This window comes from uncultured Thiohalocapsa sp. (genome assembly GCF_913063425.1).
Lineage (GTDB): Bacteria > Pseudomonadota > Gammaproteobacteria > Chromatiales > Chromatiaceae > Thiohalocapsa.
On the sequence record NZ_CAJXYK010000007.1, the window covers coordinates 91,049 to 111,913 of the forward strand.

A 20,865-nucleotide genomic window follows, 5' to 3' on the forward strand; every position below is an offset into this window, starting at 1 on the left:
ACGCCGAGCAGCACCTCGGCAGCATCCGGAGCAGCATCATGAGCACCGTCGTCGTCGACCCTGTCACCCGCATCGAAGGCCATCTGCGCATCGAGGCCGAAACCGAGAACGGCATCATCACCAGCGCCGCCAGCGCCGGCACCATGGTGCGCGGGATCGAGAACATGATGATCGGCCGCGATCCACGCGATGCCTGGGCCATCGCGCAGCGCATCTGCGGTGTCTGCACCCTGGTGCACGGGATCGCCTCTGTGCGCGCCGTGGAGCAGGCGCTGGACTACCCCATCCCGCCCAACGCCGAGCTGATCCGCAACCTGATGATCGCGGCGCAGTTCGTGCACGACCATGTCATGCACTTCTATCACCTGCACGCGCTGGACTGGGTGGACGTGGTCTCGGCGCTGGAGGCCGACCCGGCGGCCGCCGCGGACCTGCAGCAGTGCCTGAGCCCCTGGCCCAACAACACCCGGGGCTACTTCGCCGATGTCCGGGACCGCCTGGCCGCCTTTGTCGGCAGCGGCCAGCTCGGCATCTTCGCGAACGGCTACTGGGGCCACCCCGAGTACCGCCTGCCCCCGGAGCTGAACCTGCTCGCCTTTGCGCATTACCTGGAGGCCCTGGACTGGCAGCGCCGTGCCGCCCGGCTGCACGCGCTCTTGGGTGGTAAGAACCCGCATCCGAACTTCGTCGTCGGCGGCGCCCCCTGCGCCCTCGACGGCAACCCCGGCAAGACCGCCCTGGACCGGCGCGGCCGGCGCGTCATCGCCGAGGTCATCGCGGACATGCAGCGCTTCGTGGACCAGGTGTACGTCCCTGACACCCTGGCCATTGCCGAGTACTACAAGGACTGGACGCTGCGCGGTGAGGGGATCGGCAACTTCATGACCTACGGCGACTTCCCCGACCCGGAGGTCGGTATGGACGATCCGGCGCGGCTGTTCATCCCGCGGGGTGTCATCCTCGGCCGGGATCTCACCAGCGTGCAGCCGGTGGACCTGGACGACCCCGACCAGGTGCGCGAGTCCGTCACCCACTCCTGGTACGAGTATTCCGCCGGCAAGGACGCCGCCCTGCACCCCTACGACGGCGAGACGCGCCCGCGCTACACGGGCCCAACGCCGCCCTATCAGCGCCTGGACCCCGAGCAGGGCTACTCCTGGCTCAAATCCCCGCGCTGGCGTGGTCAACCCATGGAGGTGGGGCCCCTGGCGCGGGTGCTGATGCTCTATGCCACCGGTCATGACGCGACCCGCGCGCTCGTGGACGGGACGCTGGAGCAGCTGCGCCTGCCGCTGTCGGCGCTCTACTCCACCCTGGGCCGGGTCGCCGCCCGCACCCTGGAGACCAAGCTCATCGCCGACCGCATGCCCGGCTGGCTCGACCGGCTGGAGGCCAACATCGCCGCGGGTGATGTGAGCACCCACAACGACGCCCTGTTCTATCCCGCCCGCTGGCCCGCGAGCGCCCTGGGCGCCGGCTACACCGAAGCCCCCCGCGGCGCTTTGGCGCACTGGGTGGTCATCCGCGACGGCCGCATCGCCAATTACCAGTGTGTCGTGCCCAGCACCTGGAATGCCGGACCCCGGGACGCGGCCGGCGTCGCCGGACCCTATGAGGCGTCCCTGCGCGGGCAGCCGCTGCACGACCCGGCCCAGCCCATCGAGATCCTCCGCACCATTCACAGCTTCGACCCCTGCATCGCCTGCGCCGTCCACCTGGCGGACGCCGACGGTGGCAGCCGGATCGAGCTGAACGTGCGCTGAGCGTCGTCTGCCGGGCGCCTGCTGCTGTTACGGATGTGTGTCCGTCATCACCTGAATCCTGCGGGGTATCACAGATGCATCTTTTTCAACTCATGCCTTGGGGCCGTGGCCGCGCATGGCCCATCAATCGCCCACACTTTCGCGCGCTCGGCGCCGGCGCCCTGCTGCTGCTCGCCTGCAGCGGCGCCATCGCCTGGCCCGGCTACGGCGAGGAGGTGGACGCCTTCTGCGCCGGCTACGACGGCTCCACGCCCTTTGCCGATCTCGGTGGCGGCGGCGACGGCTGCCTGCTCTGCCATCGTGACCGCTCGGGCAGCGGGGCCCAGCCGGGCACCTGGGACTGGTGGCGCAACCGGACCTTCGAGCTGTACTGCACCGGCACACCGCCGAACCGGGCGCCGGATGGTCACATCACCGCGCCGCTCGCCGATCAGCGCATCAGCGCCGGCAGCACCCTGCGCTTCGAGGGGGCGGGCAGCGATCCCGACGGCGATGCGCTGACGCTCAGCTGGGACTTCGGTGTCGGCACCGCCACCGGCCCGGGGCCGCATGTGGTGACCTATCCAAGCGCCGGCACCTTCACCGTGCGCCTCGCTGTCGCCGACGCCGATCTAACGGACCCGACCCCGGCCACGCGCCGTATCGAGGTGACCGCGGCCACCGGCTGCATCGATGCGGACGGCGACGGCTGGCTCGCGGGGGACGCCAGCTGCGCACCCATCGATTGTGACGACGCCGATCCGAGCGTGAATCCCGGGGCCGTCGAGGACTGCGCCGACGGCCTCGACAACGACTGCAACGGACTCATCGACGGTGCCGACCCGGCCGCCGTCGCCTGCGCCGGCTGCCTGGACGCGGACGGCGATCGCTTCAGCCCCGAGGGCGGCCTGTGCGGACCCATCGACTGCGACGACACCGACCCGACCGTGAACCCCGGCGCCGTGGAGGACTGCACCGATGGCCGCGACAACGACTGCGACTTCTACCTCGATGACACGGACCCGGATTGCAGCGGCGATGACTGCCGCGGCCGGCTGCTCCCGGATCCCGGCCTGGGCGTGCTCGTTGCTGTGGACCCGGGTGCTGCGGAGCCGCTGGACGGGCTGGTGGTGAGCGGGCCGATCCAGGTCTTCGTCGCCGACCGCGACGGCATCGAGCTGGTCCACTGGTTCGTCGACGGCGAGCTCGTGGACAGCGATGGTACGGCCCCCTGGACGCTGGGCGCCGACGATGAGGACACGGACGCTGGCGGGGCGTCGGGCTTTCTCGACACCCGGGAGCTGGCGAACGGCTGGCATGGCATCACCGCGGACGTCACGCTGAGCGAAGGCCGGCAACAGCGCTTCACGGCCGCCGTGCTCGTGGACAACCCGGATCGCCCCGGTAGCGAGGATGACGATCACAGCGACGATGACGGGGAGCGCGGCGGCGACCCCGAGGACGGCGATGAGCGCGACCGCGATGACGACGAGCGCGATGATGGACGGGACCGCGATGACGGGGGGGATCGCGAGGACGATGACGACCATGGCCACCGCGAGCGCGACCGCGACCGCGACGACTGATGGTGTCAGTGTGGCGCGCTGGCAGGCAACAGGGCGACTGTCCGCGGCGAGCGTTGCCGGCGGCGGCTGTCAACGGGCTGGTACAGCGGCGCCGAAGTCTGGCGAACAATCGGGATGGGTATCGCTGTCGGGATCGATTCCGATGCGGGCTTCGCAGTGCGCAGGACTCGTTGGCGTCACTTCGGCGCAGGAGAGCTAGGGCAGCACGTCGGCGACGGCGATGCCCCGGGCGTCCGCAGCCCGGAGCGGCGTGATCCGCTCGGACGCTCCGAGCACGGTCCGGCGCGCGTAGTCACCGCCGGCGGGCTCCCGATGCACCTCCAGCACGGCATCGACGAGGTTCAGTATCCAGTACTCGGGGATGGCGTTGCGGGCGTAGAGTGAGCGCTTGCGGGTGCGATCGAAGTCGAGGGAGCTGTCGGCGACCTCGATGACGAGCACCGCCGTCGTCGGGTGCGCATCGCGATAGTCGCGTGGGGTGCCGGTGACGACGGCGATGTCGGGCTCGGGCTCGGAGTGCCCGTCGATGGCGAGGGGCAACTGGGTGCGGACGTCGAAGCCACGACCGAAGGCGCTCCGCATCGCTTCTTCGGCGAGTCGCACGCCCGTTGCGTGCAGGCTTTCCTGTGGCGCCATGTCCAGAATCTCGCCATCCACCAGCTCTACGCGGGACTCCGGGTGGAGCCCGCCGGACGCAATGAGACGCTCGTACTCGCCCCGGGTCCAGACGTGTGGCAGGTGCGCGGCGGCGGGCATCAGTCGGCCTCGGGTCGGCGTGCTGAACAATGGGGTTTGGCTGCCGCCGCAGTATAGCCAATGCGCCGGCGCCTCCACCCGTCGCCGCGCGGCGGCCGTCCGCGACGGCGCGCTACTTGTGCAGAAACCCCATGAACTCCGCGCGGGTGCGTGGGTCCTCCTGGAAGCTCCCGCGCATGGCGCTGGAGACGGTGGTGCTGTTCTGCTTCTGCACCCCGCGCATCATCATGCAGGTGTGGCTCGCCTCCATGACCACGGCGACGCCGTGGGCGCCGAGATGCTCCATCAGGGCGTCGGCCACCTGGTTGGTGAGGCGCTCCTGCACCTGGAGCCGGCGGGCGAAGACGTCCACCACGCGGGCCACCTTGCTCAGGCCCACCACCTTGCCGTTCGGCAGATAGCCGACGTGGGCGTGACCGAAGAAGGGCAGCATGTGGTGCTCGCACATGCTGTAGAACTCGATGTCGCGGACGATGACCATCTCCTTGACGTCTTCCTCGAAGACGGCCTTCTTGATGATCTCCTCCGCGGAAAGCTCATAGCCGCTGGTGAGAAAGTCCATGGCCTTGGCCACCCGCAGCGGTGTGCGGCGCAGGCCCTCGCGCTCCGGGTCTTCGCCGATCTCGTGCAGCATCTGCCGCACCAGGCGCTCTTTGGCCTCGTCGTAGACCTCGTTGTCCGCCTCAGCTTCAAAGCTGTCGGCATAATGGCCGTCGGTGGCGATGCGCGCGATGCGCCCTTCTGCTGCCATGGTCGTCTTCCTGCTGGGTCGGTCGCCGCGGCCGGGTGGGGCGCCGTCCGCGTCTTAAACGCTCGAAATCGAACCCGGTCGCTGCGGCCGGGCCCCTGTGGTTGGCGCAGACATAGGGGCGCGCGCGCGGATTCCCATTGCGCTGTGTGCCGGCGGCTTTCTGGCGGCGGCACCCGGCTTCCGGTAGCATAGTGCGCTGAAACGCTCGGCCGCTGTCCACTCGAACGCGCGGGGAGACCTGTCTTCGGCCGACCACACTTGTGCGCGCTCGACCGGGCCGGCCGCCATCTACGCGAGCATCCGCAGCGGAGGCGCACATTTCCGCCTCGACCAGCGCCAGCCCGACCAGCGCCGGCCCGACCATCCCGGCTGCGCGGCCGGTCCGGGACTCGGCTCCTCTGCCGCGCCGGCATCCGCCCCCGGCCGGTCCCCTGCACGCCGACCTCTCAGCGCAGACTGCCGCGTCGGCCGGTCCTGACAGCACGCTGTGCCGCTCGCCATCCCCGCTGCCCCAAGCCCGAGGAAACAAGCATCATGTGTGGATTCTGCGGTGAGATCCGCTTCGACGACCGCCCCATCGACCTGGCTGCACTGGCCGCCGTCAACGCCGTCATGGAGCCGCGCGGGCCGGATGCGAGCGGCCTGTTCCAGCAGCGTCGCGTGGCCCTGGGGCACCGGCGGCTCAGCATCATCGACCTCAGCACCCATGCCAACCAGCCCATGGTGGACAGCGACCTCGGGCTCACCGTCGCGTTCAACGGCTGCATCTACAACTACAAGCAGCTGCGCGAAGAGCTCGCCGGGCAGGGCTATCGCTTCTTCAGCCACGGCGACACCGAGGTGGTGCTCAAGGCCTTCCACGCCTGGGGCCCGGACTGCGTGCATCGTTTCCACGGCATGTTCGCCTTCGCCGTCGCCGAGCGGGACACGGGCCGCCTCACGCTGGTGCGTGACCGCCTCGGCATCAAGCCGCTGTACTTCGCCGAGCTGCCGGGCGGTGTGCGCTTTGCGTCCACGCTGCCGGCGCTGCTCGCGGGGGGCGGCATCGACACCGATCTGGACCCCGTGGCGCTGCATCACTACATGCATTTCCACGCCGTCGTGCCGGCGCCCTACACCATCCTGCGCGGCGTGCGCAAGCTGCCGCCCGCCACCATCCGCGTGATCGAGGCCGACGGCACCACCCGCGAGCACGGCTACTGGGCGCCGACCTTCGAGACCCTCCCGGAAGAGCAGGGGCTCAGCTTCGAAGACTGGCAGGATCGCGTGCTCGGCGCATTGCGCACCGCTGTGGACCGCCGGCTGGTGGCGGATGTGGACGTGGGCGTGCTGCTTTCGGGGGGGCTGGATTCGAGCCTCATCGTGGGACTGCTGGCGGACCAGGGTCAGAGCGGGCTCAACACCTTCTCCGTCGGCTTCGAGAGCGTCGGCGACGAGGCCGGGGACGAGTTCCAGTACTCGGACATCATCGCCAGGCACTACGGCACCCGGCACCACAAGATCCATGTGGATTCCGCCTCGCGCCTGCTGCCGAACCTGCCCGGCTGCATCCGGGCCATGGCGGAGCCCATGGTGAGCCACGACGTCATCGGCTTCTACCTGCTCTCCCAGGAGGTGGCCAAGCACGTCAAGGTGGTGCAGAGCGGGCAGGGCGCCGATGAGGTCTTCGGCGGCTACCACTGGTATCCGCCCATGCAGGAGAGCACCGATGCGGTTGCCGACTACGCGCGGGTCTTCTGCGACCGGGGCCACGAGGAGTACCTGCGCGCGGTGCACCCCAGGCTCCACGGCGACGACTACAGCCGCGACTTCATCCGCAGCCACTTCGCCATGCCCGGCGCCGAGGCCGCGGTGGACAAGGCGCTGCGCATCGACCAGCTCATCATGCTGGTGGACGACCCCGTCAAGCGTGTGGACAACATGACCATGGCCTGGGGCCTGGAGGCCCGCGTGCCCTTCCTGGACCACGAGCTGGTGGAGCTCGCTGCGCGCATCCCCGCCGAGCACAAGCTCTGCGACGAGGGCAAGTGCGTGCTGAAGGCCGTCGGCCGCCGGGTGATTCCCAAGGAAGTCATCGACCGGCCCAAGGGCTACTTCCCGGTGCCGGCGCTGAAGTACCCCCGCGGCGAAGTGCTCGACATGATGCGCGACGCCGTGACCTCCCAGCGCGCCCGCGACCGCCGGCTCTTCCAGCCCGAGTACGTGCAGACGCTGCTCGCGGAGCCCGAAGCGCACATCACCCCGCTGCGCGGCTCCAAGCTCTGGCAGGTGGCGTTGTTGGAGCTTTGGCTTCAGGAGCAGGGCGTCTGAAGGCAGTACCAAGGACGCCTTACGGAGTACGACGGGGCCGCGTCGCACCGGTAGCCGGCGCCCCGAACTTCGTACGCCGTACCAACCGCGAGAGCGCCGACGTCCAAGCAGTAACAAAACGGGACGAGAGGACAATTGCATGACCAGCCCAAGAGACAGCATCCACCACCGACTGGAGCGCAAGCGCGGCCCCTCGGTGAGCAGCTGGGACAACAAGCCGCGCAGTGACGACGAGACTTGGTCCGAGACCGTCATCGACTGCGGCTGGGGCCGGCTCATCTTCGGTCAGACCTTCAACGACCCCCAGCGCCTCGCCCGCTCCCTGCAAGACGAGCAGCAGGGGCGCCGCGACGTGGCGCTCTACCTGCGCGACCCGCACGTGGTGCTGTCCTACGCCCCGCAGGACCTGTTTCTGGACCCGTCACACACGTTCCGGCTCTGGTTCGAGCGTTACCAGTTCACACAGCGCCGCCCCCGGGGCTTTGTGGTGCGGCTGCTCACCAGCCACATGGACGCGGAGGCGGCGCACCGGCTCTATGCCTCACGCAAAATGGTCCCGCCGGACCCGGACTTCATCTTTCGCCAGCGCGCCTCCCGGGTGCTGCACTACTGGGTGGCGGAAGACCTCCAGGACGGGGCCATTCTCGGCGTCGTCTGCGGTGTGGACCACGTGGAGGCCTTCGGCGACTACGAGCGCGGTGCGAGCCTCTGGGCGCTGTGCGTGGACTCGCAGGCACCCTATCCGGGCATCGGCGAGATGCTGGTGCGACAGGTTGCGGAGTTCTACCACGCCCGAGGGCGCGCGTTTCTGGACCTGTCGGTGATGCACGACAACCGCGGCGCCATCCGGCTGTACGAGAAGCTCGGCTTCGAGCGCGTGCCGGTGTTCGCCCTCAAGAACAAGAACGCCTACAACGAGCCGCTGTTCATCGGCAAGCAGCCGGAGACCAACCTCAACCCCTATGCCACCATCATCGTCAATGAGGCGCGCCGGCGCGGCATCGGCATCGAAGTCATCGACGCCGAGGCGGGGTATTTCGCGCTCAACCTGGGCGGGCGGCGCATCGTCTGCCGGGAGTCCCTGTCGGAGCTCACCACCGCGGTGGCCATGAGCCGTTGCGATGACAAGGCCGTGACCCAGCGCCTGCTGCGCCGCGCCGGGCTCAAGGTGCCGGCGCAGTGCGCATTCGAGGCCCTGGACCAGGCGGAGGCGTTTCTCACCAAGCACAAGCGCGTGGTGGTGAAGCCCGCCCGCGGTGAGCAGGGCGCCGGCATCAGCGTGGACATCCGCTCCGTCGCCGAGCTGGAGCGCGCCATCGCCGCCGCCGAGCGCATCTGCGAGACGGTGATCCTGGAGCAGTTCTGTGAGGGCGACGACCTGCGTGTCATCGTCATCGACTTCGAGGTGGTCGCCGCCGCCATCCGTCGCCCGGCCCATGTGGTGGGCAACGGCCGGAACACCGTCAACGAGCTGATCCAGATCCAGAGCCGGCGGCGCCGCGCCGCCACCGGTGGCGAGAGCTCCATCCCGCTGGACGACGAAACCGAGCGCTGCGTGTCCCAGGCCGGCTACCGCATGGAGGACGTGCCCCCGGAAGGCGAGCTGCTGGTGGTGCGCAAGACCGCAAACCTGCACACCGGCGGCACCATCCACGACTGCACCGATCAGCTGAGCCCGACCCTGGCGACGGCGGCGAAAAAGGCCGCACGGGAGCTTGACATTCCGGTGACGGGGCTGGATTTTCTCGTCCCTGATGTCGGCGGCTCCGAGTACGTCATCATCGAGGCCAACGAGCGCCCCGGTCTCGCGAACCACGAGCCGCAGCCCACCGCGGAGCGCTTCGTCGATCTGCTCTTCCCGCAGACGGCGACGCGCCATCCGGCCAACCGAGAGTCGTACGCTTGAAAGCCGTCCCTATCGATTCCGAGTACCTGCTCGACGTTCTGCTGCGGCTGCTGTTCACGCCGAGCCCGTCCGGCTACACCGACCGTGTGGTGCACCTGGTGTGCGAAGAGCTGGAGCGCATGGACGTGCCCTTCGAGCTCACCCGCCGCGGTGCCATCCGCGCCACGCTCAAGGGCGAGGCGGAGCGCCCCAACAAGGCCGTCGTTGCGCACATCGACACCCTGGGCGCCATGGTGAAGGCCCTGAAGCCCAACGGCCGGCTGCAGCTGGTGCCCGTGGGCCACTGGAACTCGCGCTTCGCGGAGGGTGCGCGCTGCACGCTGTTCACGGACCACGGCCAGCACCGCGGCAGCATCCTGCCGCTCAAGGCCTCCGGTCACACCTTCGGGCCGGAGATCGACACCCAGCCCACCGGCTGGGACCATGTCGAATTCCGCATCGACGAGCGGGTGTTCAACCTGGAGGACCTGCTGCGGCTCGGCGTGCATGTCGGCGACTTCGTTGCCATCGACACCTCGCCCGAGGTCACCGCCACCGGCTTCATCAATTCCCGCCACCTTGATGACAAGGCCGGCGCCGCCCTGCTGCTCGCCGCCACCAAGGCCGTGAAAGAGCAGGGCGTCGAGCTGCCGGTGGACTGCCATCCGCTGTTCACCATCTCCGAGGAGGTGGGCTCCGGTGCGTCGGCGGCACTGCACCAGGACGTGGCCGAGATGCTCACCATCGACAACGGCACCACCGCCCCGGGTCAGAACTCCAGCGAGTTCGGCGCCACCATCTGCATGGCGGACATGGGCGGGCCTTTCGATTACCACCTGACCCACCGCGTCATCCAGATCTGCCAGGAATTCCAGATCCCGCACCAGCGCGACGTCTTCAGGTACTACCGCTCCGACAGCGCCGCCGCGCTGGAGGCCGGCAACGATGTCCGCACGGCCCTGGTCACCTTCGGCATCGATGCGAGCCATGGCTACGAGCGCATCCACCAGGAGGCGCTGGAGTCCATCGCCAGGCTCGTCGCCATCTACATGCAGTCGCCGCCGCTGTACGCCCGCGACCGCTTTGAGATGGGTCCACGGGCGGGCTTCCCGACGGTGCCTGGGTGAGGCAGGGGCGAGGGGCGAACGGCTTGCCCTTCCGCGCTCGCCCTGCGCGTGGCGGCCTTGATCACGACTCCGTCCATGCGCGGGCCTACCCTGCGTAGTCAGGGCTTCCAGCCCTGATTGTGTCAGGCCAGGATGGCCTGACTTCGCAGTCAGCGGCCAAGGTGGTCGGCGTTATGATCAAGGCCCGCGTGGCACCGCGCCGAGACTGGACAAGCATGCCGCATAGCCCGATCTTCACAGGCTGCCCCCCGGCATTGGAGTGGATGGATGTCAACGGTCACTTTCGACACGCTGGAGCTTGTGGAGAAGCTCAAAACCGCCGGCTTTGCCCAAGAGCAGGCAGAGGCGGTGGTGCGCGTGATCGCGGACGCCCAACAAGAGCTCGTCACCAGGGAGTACCTCGACCACGCCCTGCAACGTGAATTCGCCTCGCAGCTCGGTCCCATCCGCACGGAGCTGGCCGTGCTCAAATGGATGATGGGCGTCGTCATCGGCGGCCTCGTTGCGCTCATCATCAGGAGCTTCTTTACCTGAGCCCGGTGCTGCTTGCTGTCCCCGAACGCACAGCGCCCGTGGCGGCAGGCGACCTCCGCCCCGGCCGGCAACTGGATCATCCAGCCGATGACAGGGAACAGATGCAGGGTAGACCACGCCGTCGGCGGCGTCCGCCCCGACGCGCTCCAGGGTCAGGGGACTTCACGGCCGGGCTCGGGAGCTCCGCCCGCGGCATGTCGAGTGCCGCCAGCAGCGCGCGCAGTTCCCGCTCGACCCGCGCACGGTCCAGGGTCTCGGCGATCAGGCGTTATTGGATCTGCCGGTCCAGGTCCAAGGCACGGCTCCGGTCGCCGGCGCGAACGGCGGCGCCGAGGTCGGCGAGGAGTTGGTCCAGGGTTGGGGGCATTCGGCTCCTACCTCCGGATGCCTGTCCACACCGGGGCGATCAGGCCGGCCGATCCGTTGGAGCGGCGAGGTCGGTGTTCAGGGCCTCGATGGCGGCGCGTGCCAGGAATCCGGCCCGGGTCTCGTGGCGCTGCCGCGCCTGTTCGTCGATACGGCGCAGCAGACGCACCGGCAGCGCGATGTCCACGTGCTCGGTCTCGTCGGACAACAGCGTCGGATCAACCTCGGCCAGCGCCCATGTCCAGCCCGCGAGCTCCGGGTTGGCGCGGTGGACCTCCAGCGAGCCCGGCGGCGGCACGGCACCGCCGTCGTCGAGCACTGTCTCGACCCAAAGCGCGATCACCTCCGCGGCGTTCGCCACGGCCTCGTCCAAGGTGTCGCCGGCGGAAAAGCAACCCGGCAGGTCCGGGACGACGACGCCGAATGCCGTCTCGTCGCTGCCGATCTCGATGGCGATGGGATACCTCATGGCGCTACCTCCGATGAAGGCCTGCCTGCTTCAACAGTTTGTCGGTCAAGCCCGGACCGAGATCCTTCTTCGGGTGGGGCACACTGATGTGGCCCGGGGTGGTTGGGGGCGTAAAGATGTGATGCGAGCCCTTCACGCGTCGCAGTGTCGAGCCCGCGCTCTTCAGCCGGCGAATCAACTCGGCACTGGTCACCTGGGCCAGCCGATGCTCAAATGGAGGCAGGCGACGATGTCGTCTCGCTCCAGCTCGGGATGATCCGCCAGGATCTCGTCCCTGGTCATGCCGGAGACGACCAAGTCCAGGATCGCCTCGACCGGCCAGCGCATGTGACGCACACAGGGCTTGCCGTGGCAGATGTCCGGGTCGATGCTGATGCGGCTCAGGTCGGGCATGATGGATGTCATCCGGGTTGTCTGAATCGAAGATACCCGGCGCTCGGGATGCCGGCAAATGCGCGCTCCGTTCTCGGCAAGTCGGCGCCTGGCGCATCGTCGCGGCCCGGGATGCCGCTCCCAAGATGCGCAGCCGTAGGGTGGGCACGCCATTTGTGCCCACGCGAACCGAATCCCTTGGGGTCGACACCTTGGTTGTGTCCGCACGCGTCACGCGCGACCCCGCCGACCTCGGTCGCCAGGGCCGACGGCCAAATGCTGGGATCGCACACAACTGTGTGTAGAAGTTTACCCGTGGACCGTGCACGATTTCCCACCAACACGAGGCGCATGGGTAAGCGATGTCTGCGACGCGACAAAGCAGAGCTCACGCCAGCAAGACGCCGCCGGGCCGACCCGGCACAGCCCGAGCCATCCGCCGTCGGCTAGCCGCTCAGAGCCTGTCGCAGCTCCCACAGGCCATCGTCGAGCCGCACCCGCGCGAACCAACGTGCGGCATCGCCAAGCACCAGCGGTCCCTGCCTGCCCAACTGCTGAAAAGTGCGTTCGCCCGCCACAGGGAGTGGGCTGGACACATGCTCGCGCGCAATTGAAACGCGCTGCAGGCGAGCGCGGCTTTTCAGGCGCATGGCTCGCCCGCCCGACAGGTCGGTACGGCATCTCTGACCACGCCCAGCGGCTGCGTCCCGCAGGTTGAAACACTGTGCTGGACAAATCAAACGTGACACGAACCCCCGTAGGCCGGATGCGGATGTGCAATGGGCGACCTGACCCCGGCGGTGCGTGACGGATGTGCAATGGGCGACCTGACCCCGGCGGTGCGTGACCCCGGCGGTGCGCGCGGCGTCCCGCAGGTGCGGCACGCGGGCCTCCAGGAACCTCGGGTCGCTGCAGGCGGTGACGACATCGCTCGCGAAGTCCCTGAGCAGGTCCCAGGCCCGGGCCTGGACGCAGCAGACCAGGGCGCAGGCGCGGGCGGCGCGCGCGGCAGCCGCACCAGGTGCGCGGGACACTGGCGGCAGTCGCTGGCGCCGAAGCCCGCGAGGGGAAACTCGGCTTGCGGCAGTGACGCCAGCGCCTGCAGCCAGTGGTGCTCCAGGCAGGCGGTGCCGTAGCTGACCCAGAGTCCGGTGATGCGGCAATGGGCGCGGTCGGTGGGGCGATGGCCGGATGGCGTCTTGAAATCCTACCGGCGCGATTGCAAAACTGCCGCGGGCGAGCCGCGGCCCCAATCCTTTCGGGATGCTGGCCGGTTGCGGCCGTCAGCCTTCGGTGCAGTATGACGGACGAGCATTTCTACAACGACCTGGATGCCACCTGCGACCAAGTCTGGCAGCGGCTCGGGCGCGGCGCCGCGGACCGCCGCTCGGGCTTCCATACAGTGCAGCTCGCGAGCATCGGGCTGGACGGCACGCCGCGGGTGCGCACCGTGGTCCTGCGGGGCGTGGACCGCGCGGCGCGGCAGCTGCGGGTGCATACGGATCGGCGCTCGCCGAAGTTTGCGGAGCTTGCCGAGCGCCCGCCGGTGGAGGTCTGCGCTTACGACCCACGGTCGAAGATCCAGATCCGTGTCCGGGGCCGTGCCGACCTCGCCACGGCCGAGGCTGCGGATGCGCCCTGGGCGGCGACCCAGCCCGGCTCCAGGGCCTGCTATCGGGCGCCGGCGGCACCGGGGGCGCCGGTGGATGACCCACGCCTGCTGGACCCTGCGCCGGCGCCGCCGGCGGACGCGGAGGCCGGCCGCGAGCACTTCAGCGTGGTGCTCGTGACGCTGGCGCACATCGACTGGCTGTACCTGGCTGCGCGCGGCCACCGGCGGGCCTGCTTCGAGTGGCATGAGGGCCGTTGGCGCGGCGCTTGGCTCGCACCCTGACCATTGGCCAGGCAGGCAGCCGGTGACCGTCTGTCTATGCCGGGCGGGTTGTCTGTGAGCGGGAGCAGACACCGACAGCGCGTGGTCTAACGGTGACAAGCCGGTCAGCGTCGTCCATCGCCCAGCATGCTCCACCGTCTCATCGTTGGCACCGCCGCGCTGCTGTACACCTTCGCCGTGGTCTTCGGCGTGCTGCTGCCCCTGGTGTGGCACCCGTTCAGGCTGCTGACGGACCCGGACTACGGCCAGGAGCACCAGCGCCGGGGTGTCGCCACCTGGCGGGCGCGGCCAGCGCCGTCGACAGACGCAGAGCGCGGCATTCGCCTGGACGAGGTGCGGCGCCTGCGCCGGGCGCTTGCCGATGCCGGTGTCGGATCGACCACGCTCAATCTGCTTCAGGCACGGGAGCAAGAGCTGCAGACGCGTCGCCGCCCGACACCGAGCCCCCCCGATGACACAGCGGTCAGAGACCCGGTCGCCGCCAACGCCCGCCACTTCCTCTGGGCCGTGGCCGCCGCAAGCATCGCCTCCGTGCTGCTCGCACTGGACGCCTTCAACCCCGGCGCCCCCCAACGCCGCCGCAAAGCCCAGGGCCCATAAGAATTACGGGGACGGTAACCTTGATTTTGCTCGCCAGCGCCCACGGCGAGCAGCGTCTCGAGCAGGCGGGTGGGGACGATCTCGGGCTTGTCGCGGCGAGCCGCCGCGGCCGGGCTGCGCCGCGGGGAGCTGCCGCGCCGTGCCGTCAGCCGAACGCCAGACGCTGCTCGGTGCCGTCGGCGGCGCGGGTGTTGACCTCGAAGGCGCAGGTGGCGAGGTCCGCGCGCAGGGTCGCCACGTCGCTGCCGTTGCGCCAGGTGAGCGTCAGCTCCGGGTCCGAGGTGTCCGCGACCTCCAGGCTGCCCAGGAATGCCGGGTGGGTGTTGCGCAGCCGGATCAGCTCCAGCTGGTCGCGCACGATGGGCCGATGCAGCCCGGCACGGACGTCCTCCCGGGACAGGTTGGTGCGGTTGATCTCCTTGTGGCCGGCGGCGCCGCCGGCATCGGCGGCGGCATAGTCGTTCTTGCCGGCGAACAGGTCCAGGTACCACACCTGTGGGATGCCGGGCATGAAGAGCTGGATGGCCCGGGCCAGCAGGAGCTTCTGCTCGTCCTCCCCCAGCGCACTGAAGAAGGTGGCGTTGACCTGGTAGTAGGCGATCTTCTTGCCGTCGGTGCCGTAGAGGTTCTTGACCCGGCCGCCGTGGTTGATGATGGCCTCCATCACCGCATCGATGCGCTCATCGTCCAGCAGGCCCTCGTGGTGCGCGCCCGCCACCATGGCGCCGCGCAGATCCAGCACCGGGATGCCGTCGTGGCAGCCGAGCATGTTGATGGTCTCCAGCCCAAGGGTCTGGATCTCGTCGATCCAGCGCTTGAGCGGGGTGCCGGTGTGGTGCTGGAGGGCGTCGATGACCAGCCCGGGGAAGAAGAAGTCGTAGATGGGATAGCCGTGCTGCGCCACCTCCTGGTGCAGCTCCTTGCCGTATTCCGCATGCACCTCAGGAAACACGATAAGGTCGTGCTGGCGGGCGATGGCGCGCAGGCGGTCCAGATACTCCCAGGTGCCGGGCTTGTTGAAGAAATTGGGCTTGCCGGGCTCCTTGTGCAGGTAGGCGAAGGCGTCAAGCCGGATGATCCTGGCGCCGTAGCCCGCAAGCTTGCCCAGGGTCTCGTCATAGAACTGCCAGACCAGGTCGGAGCCCGCGTTCAGGTCCATCTGGCCCAGGTATTCGCGCTTACTGTCCACCACCGCGAGGGTCTCGCTGCGGTAGTTGTTGTAGCCGTCCAGGTCGATGTCATCGGGCGCGACGCCATTCTCGAGCGCGCCGTTCACCATCATGGCGATGGACGGCGCCACGGACTCGTCGACACCTGCCGCGATGAGCTCATCCGGGGAGATGGGCCGGTAGGTGACCTTTTGGTAGAAGGTGTTCCAGTAGGGCCGGTCGGTGCCGTCCGGGAAGCGCACGTCAAGAATGGGCAGGCCCGGCTTGCGCAGGAAGAGCTTCTCCAGGTGCTCCGCGTGCGGCGTCACGTGGCCGTCCGCGCCCATCTCGCCGTGCTCGTGCCAGAAGGCGTTCCAGTCCACGAAGAAGTCCTTGTACGGCGACTCGTCGCCGTTGCGCAGCAGGTCCTTGAACTGCGGCGAGGCCACGGAGAGGTGGTTCAGCACCAGGTCGAACTTGAACTGGATGCCCCGCGCCGACAGCGCCGTCAGGTCGTCTGCCGTCACCAACGCCTCGTTCAGGTCGTAGTCGATGACGGAAAAGCCGCGGTCCAGGTCGCTGTGAAAGCAGGTGGGCAGCAGGTACAGGAGCGAAAAGGCGTCGTCGAAGGCCCGCTCGTGCAGGAGCGAGACGAGATCGGCGAGCCGCTCGCCGATGCTGTCGGGATACACATTCAGCATCACGCCGTTGGGCAAGGTCCGGACAGCAGCGTCCGCGTGGTGTGCCATAGCTGATCTCCCCTGGCTGGGTCTGGCAGCGGTTGCGCTGGGTTTTCGGCTGCGGCGGGGCCGCGTGCTTCGACGGGGCTCCGCGCTCGGGCTTGCGCTGCCCGACACGGACGCCGGCGACATCTTGGAGTGCATGATGGACGCCACGGCGACGCAACGACAAGCCGTGCACTTGACCTCGGGCAAAGCGGGTCGCAGCAGAAACCGCTAAGGAAAAGCGGGAGACGGCGATTGTGCGATGCGATGATCTGGGGCAAGGGCGCGGCGGGTGCGCCGGGCGGCGTCGGCGGCCCGGCCGTGGTGCATGCCGGATCAGCACCGGGTGCGGTGTCGTCGGGCGGTCAGTTTCGCCGCGCTGCACCAGCGTGGTGGCCCAGCGCGGTTTCCGGCGGCGGAATCGGTCAGTCGCGCTGCCCGTAATGGCCGCGACGCACACCCGCCAGCAGCTGCGCGAAGTCCCCGCCGCTGACCTTCACCAGGTGCTGGTGGTCGCCGGCCTCGAAATAGACCTCCGCGAGTGTGGTCAGGCCCTCGTCGAGGAAGGTCTCGATGCCGTAAAGCGGCCCCAGCGGCGGCACCGCGCCCGGCGCGCAGTCGGGCAGCAGCTCCGCGAGCTCGGACTCCTCGTCCAGCGCGAAGGCGCGGCCGGTGTCCTCGTTCAGCGCATCCAGGTGCAGCCAGGTGTCACCCGGGATCACGGCCATGGCGTGTCCGTGGCCGTCGTGCAGCATCACGGCCTTGGCGACATGGTCTTCCGACACATGCGCGGCGGAGGCCGATTCGTGGGTGGAGCCGGTGGGCGGATGGGGCACCAGCTCAAAGGTGATGTCCTCGGCGCGCAGCCGGCTGTCGACGCGTGCGGCAATGCTCATCTCGATCCTCCTGGGCCGCGGGGAGTGCGGCTCTTCTCCTTAGAAGCTTGGTACAGCCCTGGGTGCTGTTCCTAGGCGGGGAATCGCTGATGTGTGCCGGTCGCTCGCCCGATGGGCAGCCTGCGCCGAAGCGCGCCCGCGTTGAGTTACCCGGCGGCTGCCGTGGTGCCCGTTGCCGATCCTTAGCGTCGGCGGCGTCCGACACCGTGGCCGCGCCCGGCAGCGCTTGCGATTGCGCGCGGCGCGGCCTAGTCTCGCGCTGGCCATCCACAGAAGAACGAACGCCACGAGGAACGCGGGCCATGTTGCTGAATCTTCCGGGCACCGTCTGGGCCATGCTCATCGGGCTTGCGGTGCTCATGCTGCTGCCGCTTGTGATCATCTGGGTCGCCTACAGGTATTTCCGCTGAGCGGCGCGCCCGCCGCCGGTTGCGGGGGTGAGCCGCTGCGCCACCGCCCAGGCCGCTGGTGGCAGGCGGGCCCCGCCATGTGATCCGGCCCATCACTTGACATAATCCTATGCAGCCGCTACTTTACATAACGCAGGCGCTCAACGAGGCCTGCGAAGCGTGCGGTTCGCAAGAACGCACACCCTAGAGAACATGTTGCTCAACTGGAGGATATGTCCATGACGACTATCGACTTTTCGCCCCTGTTCCGGTCCATGATCGGCTTCGACCGGCTGTCCAGCGCGCTGGAGACGGCCTACCGCACCGAGCCCGGCGGTTATCCGCCCTACAACGTCGAGGTGCACGGCGAGAACGACTACCGCGTCACCATGGCGGTGGCCGGCTTCTCGCAGGATGACCTCGAGATCGAGGTGACGGACAACGTGCTCCGCGTCTCCGGCGGTCGCTCCGAGCAGGACAAGGAGCAGGACACCAGGTACCTGTACCGCGGCATCGCCAACCGCAGCTTCGAGCGCAAGTTCCAGCTCGCCGACTATGTCCGGGTGGTGGATGCGCGCCTGGAGAACGGCCTGCTGCACATCGACCTGCGCCGGGAGATCCCGGAGGCCATGAAGCCGCGCAAGATCGCCATCCGCGGCGACGACGCGCGCCTCATCGAGGGCCAGCAGCAGGAAGAGAAGGCCGCCGCGTAAGCGCGATGGCGTGAACGCTGCGCCGCAGGGATGCGGTCATCAGGAAGGCCGGGCAGTCGCCCGGCCTTTTTCGTGCCCGGCCATTTTTGAGCCCGCCCCACGCTGGTCGCCTGGGCTGGGGTCCGGGAACGCTCGGCAAGCAGCCGTGCGGCCCCACAGGCGCTCGGCATCAACAAGCTGTCTGACCGCGGCGGCACGCATGCTGACAGACCCGGCGCTGCGGGGGCTGCCTGGTGGCCCAGAGCAGTTGCGAGGCAGGAGGCGGCGGCCTGCCGGACGCGGCCATGCGCTCCCTGGCGGACATCCGCGGCGAGACCCGCCGGGTGCTGGCGGAGGTCTTCGCGCGTGAGCAGGCGGCGGGCCGGCTCGCCGCCGGGCGCGAGCCGGAGGCGCTGGCCGACTATCTGATGACCCTGATGATGGGCATGGCCGCCATGGCGCGCGGCGGGGCGGACTTGCCGGCGCTCGCGCCGGTCATCGATCTTGCGGTGGACGGCTTCTGATGCGGATGTGCGGGCTGTGGCCGCAAGCGGCGGGTTGCCGGCCGGCCCTGGCCGTGCCCGCCGGCAGGGCGCCGGGCGCGGCGTCGGGCAGGGCGCACCGGCCTGATGCCGGCCGCTCCATCAGCGCTTGCTGCGCAGCGCCTTGACCTGATCCGCGCTCACCGGCGCCGCGTCGTTGCCCCAGCTGGCGCGGATCCAGCTCGCCAGGGTGGCGATCTGCTCGTCCGTGAAGACGCTGCCGAAGGACGGCATCACCACGTGCGGCGAGTAGGCCTCGTCCGGCTCCGCCGGCGCCCCCAGCAGCAGGGTCTTGATGACATCGTTGGGCTCCGGGAGTGTCACCGCCTCATTGCCGGCCAGCGCCGGAAAATAGGGCGCCAGCCCCTGGCCGTGGCTCTGATGGCAGCCGGCGCAGTAGCCGGCGTAGAGCTTGCGGCCCTTGATGTAGGTCTCCTCAGTCAGCTGATGCGGCACCGGTGGTGTGGTCGGCGGCGCTTCCTTCGCCGGCTGATCCTTCAGGTACACGGCCATGGCGCGCAGGTCCGACGCCGCCAGCTGCGACAGGCTCTGGTGCACCACCTCGGCCATCGGCCCCAGGGCCGCCGTCTCCGGGCCACTGCCCGACTTGGCCGAAGGCGCCTCGCCGGTGGCGAAATAGGTGGCGATCTCCTCCACACTCCAGGCGCCGAGCCCTTCTGTCAGGTCCGATGTCAGGTTGGGCGCATACCAACCGTCGACGATGGCGCCGGTGAGGGCCTCCTTGGGCTCCGTGGCGCCGGCGAGGTTGCGTGGCGTATGGCAGCTGCCGCAGTGGCCGAGCCCCTCCACCAGGTAGGCGCCGCGGTTCCACTCGTCGCTCTTGTCCGGGCTCGGCTCGAAGCGCGCATCGTCCAGGTACAGCGTCTGCCAGCCGAACAGCAGATCGCGCATGTCGAAGGGCCAGCGCAGCTGCGTCTCCGGCGGCTGATAGCGCGACGGCTCCAGCGAGAACAGATAGTCCTTGATGGCCAGCAGGTCATCGTCCTTGACCTTGGTGTAGGACGGGTAGGGCAGCGCCGGGTAGTAGGGCTTGCCGTCCGGGCGGATGCCGTGCTGGAGCGCGCGCAGGAAGTCCTCGTCACTGAATGCGCCGATGCCGTAGCCCTTGGCCGGCGTGATGTTGGGCGTGTAGATGGTGCCGAAGGGCGTGTCGATGCCGCGCCCGCCCTCGAACAGGTTGCCGCCCTCGCGGGTGTGGCAGGCAACGCAGTCGCCCGCCAGGGTCAGATAGCGGCCGTAGGCCACCCTTGCCTCGGACAGGCCCCCGTAGGCCCGCGGAGGCGGCAGCGCCGTGGTCGTCGCGGGCGGCGTCGCACCGGCACCGCTGCCTTGCGCAGGCGCTGATTGCGCTGCGCCTGCGGCAGCCGGCGACGGCGCTGCGGGCGCCTCCGCGGCCGGGGCCTGTCCGGCGCCGAGGGTACAGGCGAGCAGGGTGGTGAGGACGACGACTCGGTGGTCCATAGGTGTGCTTCTCCAAACGGGGAGTGGGTCTGGCTGTGCGGGCGGGAATTGTGCCCGACGCAGGCGCCGACTTCACGGTTCGGATTCTGCGGCTAAGGCCGCCGCGCGGCCGGCGGGTCATCGCGTGGGCGCCGGCATGCGCCCCTCGCAACCTCGGGCCGGTGCTACCGGGTCGGCCAGGCTAGGGCCGCGCGGATTGGGTCTGTGGCCCGTGGGGGCTGAAGCGCAGGGGGCAGCGCACCAACGCAAGGTCCTGATCCTTATAGTGTGTCAGCACACCGGGCGCCGCGCAGACTCGAGGCGGCGCGGAGCGTCGCGCAGGCCCTCGGCAATGTGACCACGGCGCATCTGTTGTACCTGGACCAGGATGCCCCCTGTGTCAGGCCCGCCGCGAGTCCGGACCCCCGAGCCGAACATGCGGGGGATGAGCTGCCGTAGGCGGCAGGGTGGCCAAGCGCCAGCGCATCCAGCATCCGCGGGGTAAAGCGTCACTGCCTGCCTGGGCGATGCAATGCAGAGTCCGGTGGTCGGCACCGGGAAAGCCCGCCGGATCGGCCATAGCCGTCACTTGGACCAGAAGGCGCGGCCGACGATGTGCT

19 protein-coding genes are annotated in these 20,865 nt (G+C 69.1%); 10 read left to right on the plus strand and 9 right to left on the minus strand.

What is annotated here, in order from left to right; translation table 11 throughout:
- Window positions 1–38: 38 nt before the first annotated feature.
- Both QZ607_RS05470 and QZ607_RS05475 read left to right on the plus strand, forming a co-directional pair.
- Complete coding sequence (locus QZ607_RS05470; protein WP_295880537.1) at window positions 39–1,763, plus strand: nickel-dependent hydrogenase large subunit; 1,725 nt, start codon at window positions 39–41, stop codon at window positions 1,761–1,763.
- A gap of 74 nt (window positions 1,764–1,837) precedes the next feature.
- Entirely contained in the window at window positions 1,838–3,328 is a 1,491-nt protein-coding gene (locus QZ607_RS05475) for a MopE-related protein (RefSeq protein ID WP_295880538.1), read from the plus strand.
- 195 nt (window positions 3,329–3,523) lie between these two features.
- Here the strand turns inward: QZ607_RS05475 and QZ607_RS05480 are convergent, their stop codons facing one another.
- Both QZ607_RS05480 and folE read right to left on the minus strand, forming a co-directional pair.
- The gene (locus tag QZ607_RS05480; RefSeq protein WP_295880540.1) at window positions 3,524–4,084 is read right to left on the minus strand and encodes a Uma2 family endonuclease; all 561 of its coding nucleotides are present in this window, start codon (window positions 4,082–4,084) and stop codon (window positions 3,524–3,526) included.
- Between the two features lie 112 nt (window positions 4,085–4,196).
- Window positions 4,197–4,835, minus strand: a complete 639-nt coding sequence (gene folE, locus QZ607_RS05485; protein ID WP_295880541.1) for a GTP cyclohydrolase I FolE — start codon at window positions 4,833–4,835, stop codon at window positions 4,197–4,199.
- 534 nt (window positions 4,836–5,369) lie between these two features.
- On the opposite strand from folE, the gene QZ607_RS05490 reads away from it, so the two are divergent.
- From QZ607_RS05490 to QZ607_RS05505, 4 genes are all read left to right on the plus strand, one after another.
- On the plus strand, window positions 5,370–7,145 hold the full coding sequence (locus tag QZ607_RS05490) for an N-acetylglutaminylglutamine amidotransferase (RefSeq protein WP_295880543.1): 1,776 nt from the start codon (window positions 5,370–5,372) through the stop codon (window positions 7,143–7,145).
- Between the two features lie 139 nt (window positions 7,146–7,284).
- Window positions 7,285–9,051 carry an N-acetylglutaminylglutamine synthetase gene (ngg, locus tag QZ607_RS05495; RefSeq protein ID WP_295880544.1) on the plus strand — a complete coding sequence of 589 codons (1,767 nt, stop codon included), beginning with the start codon at window positions 7,285–7,287 and terminating at the stop codon, window positions 9,049–9,051.
- Window positions 9,048–10,157 carry an osmoprotectant NAGGN system M42 family peptidase gene (locus QZ607_RS05500; RefSeq protein ID WP_295880545.1) on the plus strand — a complete coding sequence of 370 codons (1,110 nt, stop codon included), beginning with the start codon at window positions 9,048–9,050 and terminating at the stop codon, window positions 10,155–10,157. Before ngg ends, QZ607_RS05500 begins: the two co-directional genes overlap by 4 nt.
- 267 nt (window positions 10,158–10,424) lie before the next feature.
- Complete coding sequence (locus QZ607_RS05505; protein ID WP_295880546.1) at window positions 10,425–10,691, plus strand: DUF1640 domain-containing protein; 267 nt, start codon at window positions 10,425–10,427, stop codon at window positions 10,689–10,691.
- Window positions 10,692–11,097: 406 nt separating this feature from the next.
- Here the strand turns inward: QZ607_RS05505 and QZ607_RS05510 are convergent, their stop codons facing one another.
- The 4 genes from QZ607_RS05510 to QZ607_RS05525 all read right to left on the minus strand — a co-directional run bounded on the left by QZ607_RS05510 (window position 11,098) and on the right by QZ607_RS05525 (window position 12,548).
- A complete protein-coding gene (locus QZ607_RS05510; protein WP_295880547.1) occupies window positions 11,098–11,526 on the minus strand; it encodes a type II toxin-antitoxin system HicB family antitoxin in 429 nt (142 codons plus the stop codon).
- 4 nt (window positions 11,527–11,530) lie between these two features.
- Complete coding sequence (locus tag QZ607_RS05515) at window positions 11,531–11,719, minus strand: type II toxin-antitoxin system HicA family toxin (protein ID WP_295880549.1); 189 nt, start codon at window positions 11,717–11,719, stop codon at window positions 11,531–11,533.
- Window positions 11,716–11,919, minus strand: a complete 204-nt coding sequence (locus tag QZ607_RS05520; RefSeq protein ID WP_295880550.1) for a DUF433 domain-containing protein — start codon at window positions 11,917–11,919, stop codon at window positions 11,716–11,718. The genes QZ607_RS05515 and QZ607_RS05520 overlap by 4 nt, the downstream gene beginning before the upstream one ends.
- A 425-nt stretch (window positions 11,920–12,344) precedes the next feature.
- Window positions 12,345–12,548 (minus strand): hypothetical protein, encoded by a 204-nt coding sequence (locus QZ607_RS05525; protein WP_295880552.1) that lies wholly within the window; start codon window positions 12,546–12,548, stop codon window positions 12,345–12,347.
- 650 nt (window positions 12,549–13,198) lie between these two features.
- Here QZ607_RS05525 and QZ607_RS05530 point away from each other — a divergent pair.
- Together QZ607_RS05530 and QZ607_RS05535 are read left to right on the plus strand one after the other, a co-directional pair.
- Window positions 13,199–13,792 (plus strand): pyridoxamine 5'-phosphate oxidase family protein, encoded by a 594-nt coding sequence (locus QZ607_RS05530; RefSeq protein WP_295880554.1) that lies wholly within the window; start codon window positions 13,199–13,201, stop codon window positions 13,790–13,792.
- 126 nt (window positions 13,793–13,918) lie between these two features.
- A complete protein-coding gene (locus tag QZ607_RS05535; protein WP_295880556.1) occupies window positions 13,919–14,392 on the plus strand; it encodes a hypothetical protein in 474 nt (157 codons plus the stop codon).
- Between the two features lie 145 nt (window positions 14,393–14,537).
- Here the strand turns inward: QZ607_RS05535 and QZ607_RS05540 are convergent, their stop codons facing one another.
- On the minus strand, window positions 14,538–16,289 hold the full coding sequence (locus QZ607_RS05540; RefSeq protein ID WP_295880559.1) for a glycosidase: 1,752 nt from the start codon (window positions 16,287–16,289) through the stop codon (window positions 14,538–14,540).
- 401 nt (window positions 16,290–16,690) lie between these two features.
- Window positions 16,691–17,161 carry an aminoacyl-tRNA deacylase gene (locus tag QZ607_RS05545; RefSeq protein WP_295880562.1) on the minus strand — a complete coding sequence of 157 codons (471 nt, stop codon included), beginning with the start codon at window positions 17,159–17,161 and terminating at the stop codon, window positions 16,691–16,693.
- Between the two features lie 628 nt (window positions 17,162–17,789).
- Here QZ607_RS05545 and QZ607_RS05550 point away from each other — a divergent pair.
- On the plus strand, window positions 17,790–18,263 hold the full coding sequence (locus QZ607_RS05550; protein ID WP_295880565.1) for an Hsp20 family protein: 474 nt from the start codon (window positions 17,790–17,792) through the stop codon (window positions 18,261–18,263).
- A gap of 233 nt (window positions 18,264–18,496) precedes the next feature.
- Complete coding sequence (locus QZ607_RS05555; protein ID WP_295880567.1) at window positions 18,497–18,766, plus strand: hypothetical protein; 270 nt, start codon at window positions 18,497–18,499, stop codon at window positions 18,764–18,766.
- A 120-nt stretch (window positions 18,767–18,886) separates the two neighbouring features.
- On the opposite strand, the gene QZ607_RS05560 is transcribed toward QZ607_RS05555, so the two are convergent.
- Window positions 18,887–20,266: a cytochrome c gene (locus QZ607_RS05560; RefSeq protein WP_295880568.1), complete on the minus strand. Its 1,380-nt coding sequence runs from the start codon at window positions 20,264–20,266 to the stop codon at window positions 18,887–18,889.
- Window positions 20,267–20,865 lie beyond the last annotated feature (599 nt).

What these genes read in the sequence shown, in the direction of transcription:
- QZ607_RS05510 (WP_295880547.1), bottom strand. Translation starts at nt 11,526, where the DNA reads ATGAGGTATCCCATCGCCATCGAGATCGGCAGCGACGAGACGGCATTC.
- QZ607_RS05545 (WP_295880562.1), bottom strand. Translation starts at nt 17,161, where the DNA reads ATGAGCATTGCCGCACGCGTCGACAGCCGGCTGCGCGCCGAGGACATC.
- QZ607_RS05480 (WP_295880540.1), bottom strand. Translation starts at nt 4,084, where the DNA reads ATGCCCGCCGCCGCGCACCTGCCACACGTCTGGACCCGGGGCGAGTAC.
- QZ607_RS05550 (WP_295880565.1), top strand. Translation starts at nt 17,790, where the DNA reads ATGACGACTATCGACTTTTCGCCCCTGTTCCGGTCCATGATCGGCTTC.
- ngg (WP_295880544.1), top strand. Translation starts at nt 7,285, where the DNA reads ATGACCAGCCCAAGAGACAGCATCCACCACCGACTGGAGCGCAAGCGC.
- QZ607_RS05475 (WP_295880538.1), top strand. Translation starts at nt 1,838, where the DNA reads ATGCATCTTTTTCAACTCATGCCTTGGGGCCGTGGCCGCGCATGGCCC.
- QZ607_RS05470 (WP_295880537.1), top strand. Translation starts at nt 39, where the DNA reads ATGAGCACCGTCGTCGTCGACCCTGTCACCCGCATCGAAGGCCATCTG.
- QZ607_RS05535 (WP_295880556.1), top strand. Translation starts at nt 13,919, where the DNA reads ATGCTCCACCGTCTCATCGTTGGCACCGCCGCGCTGCTGTACACCTTC.
- QZ607_RS05560 (WP_295880568.1), bottom strand. Translation starts at nt 20,266, where the DNA reads ATGGACCACCGAGTCGTCGTCCTCACCACCCTGCTCGCCTGTACCCTC.
- folE (WP_295880541.1), bottom strand. Translation starts at nt 4,835, where the DNA reads ATGGCAGCAGAAGGGCGCATCGCGCGCATCGCCACCGACGGCCATTAT.
- QZ607_RS05530 (WP_295880554.1), top strand. Translation starts at nt 13,199, where the DNA reads ATGACGGACGAGCATTTCTACAACGACCTGGATGCCACCTGCGACCAA.
- QZ607_RS05490 (WP_295880543.1), top strand. Translation starts at nt 5,370, where the DNA reads ATGTGTGGATTCTGCGGTGAGATCCGCTTCGACGACCGCCCCATCGAC.
- QZ607_RS05520 (WP_295880550.1), bottom strand. Translation starts at nt 11,919, where the DNA reads ATGCCCGACCTGAGCCGCATCAGCATCGACCCGGACATCTGCCACGGC.
- QZ607_RS05525 (WP_295880552.1), bottom strand. Translation starts at nt 12,548, where the DNA reads ATGCGCCTGAAAAGCCGCGCTCGCCTGCAGCGCGTTTCAATTGCGCGC.
- QZ607_RS05505 (WP_295880546.1), top strand. Translation starts at nt 10,425, where the DNA reads ATGTCAACGGTCACTTTCGACACGCTGGAGCTTGTGGAGAAGCTCAAA.
- QZ607_RS05540 (WP_295880559.1), bottom strand. Translation starts at nt 16,289, where the DNA reads ATGGCACACCACGCGGACGCTGCTGTCCGGACCTTGCCCAACGGCGTG.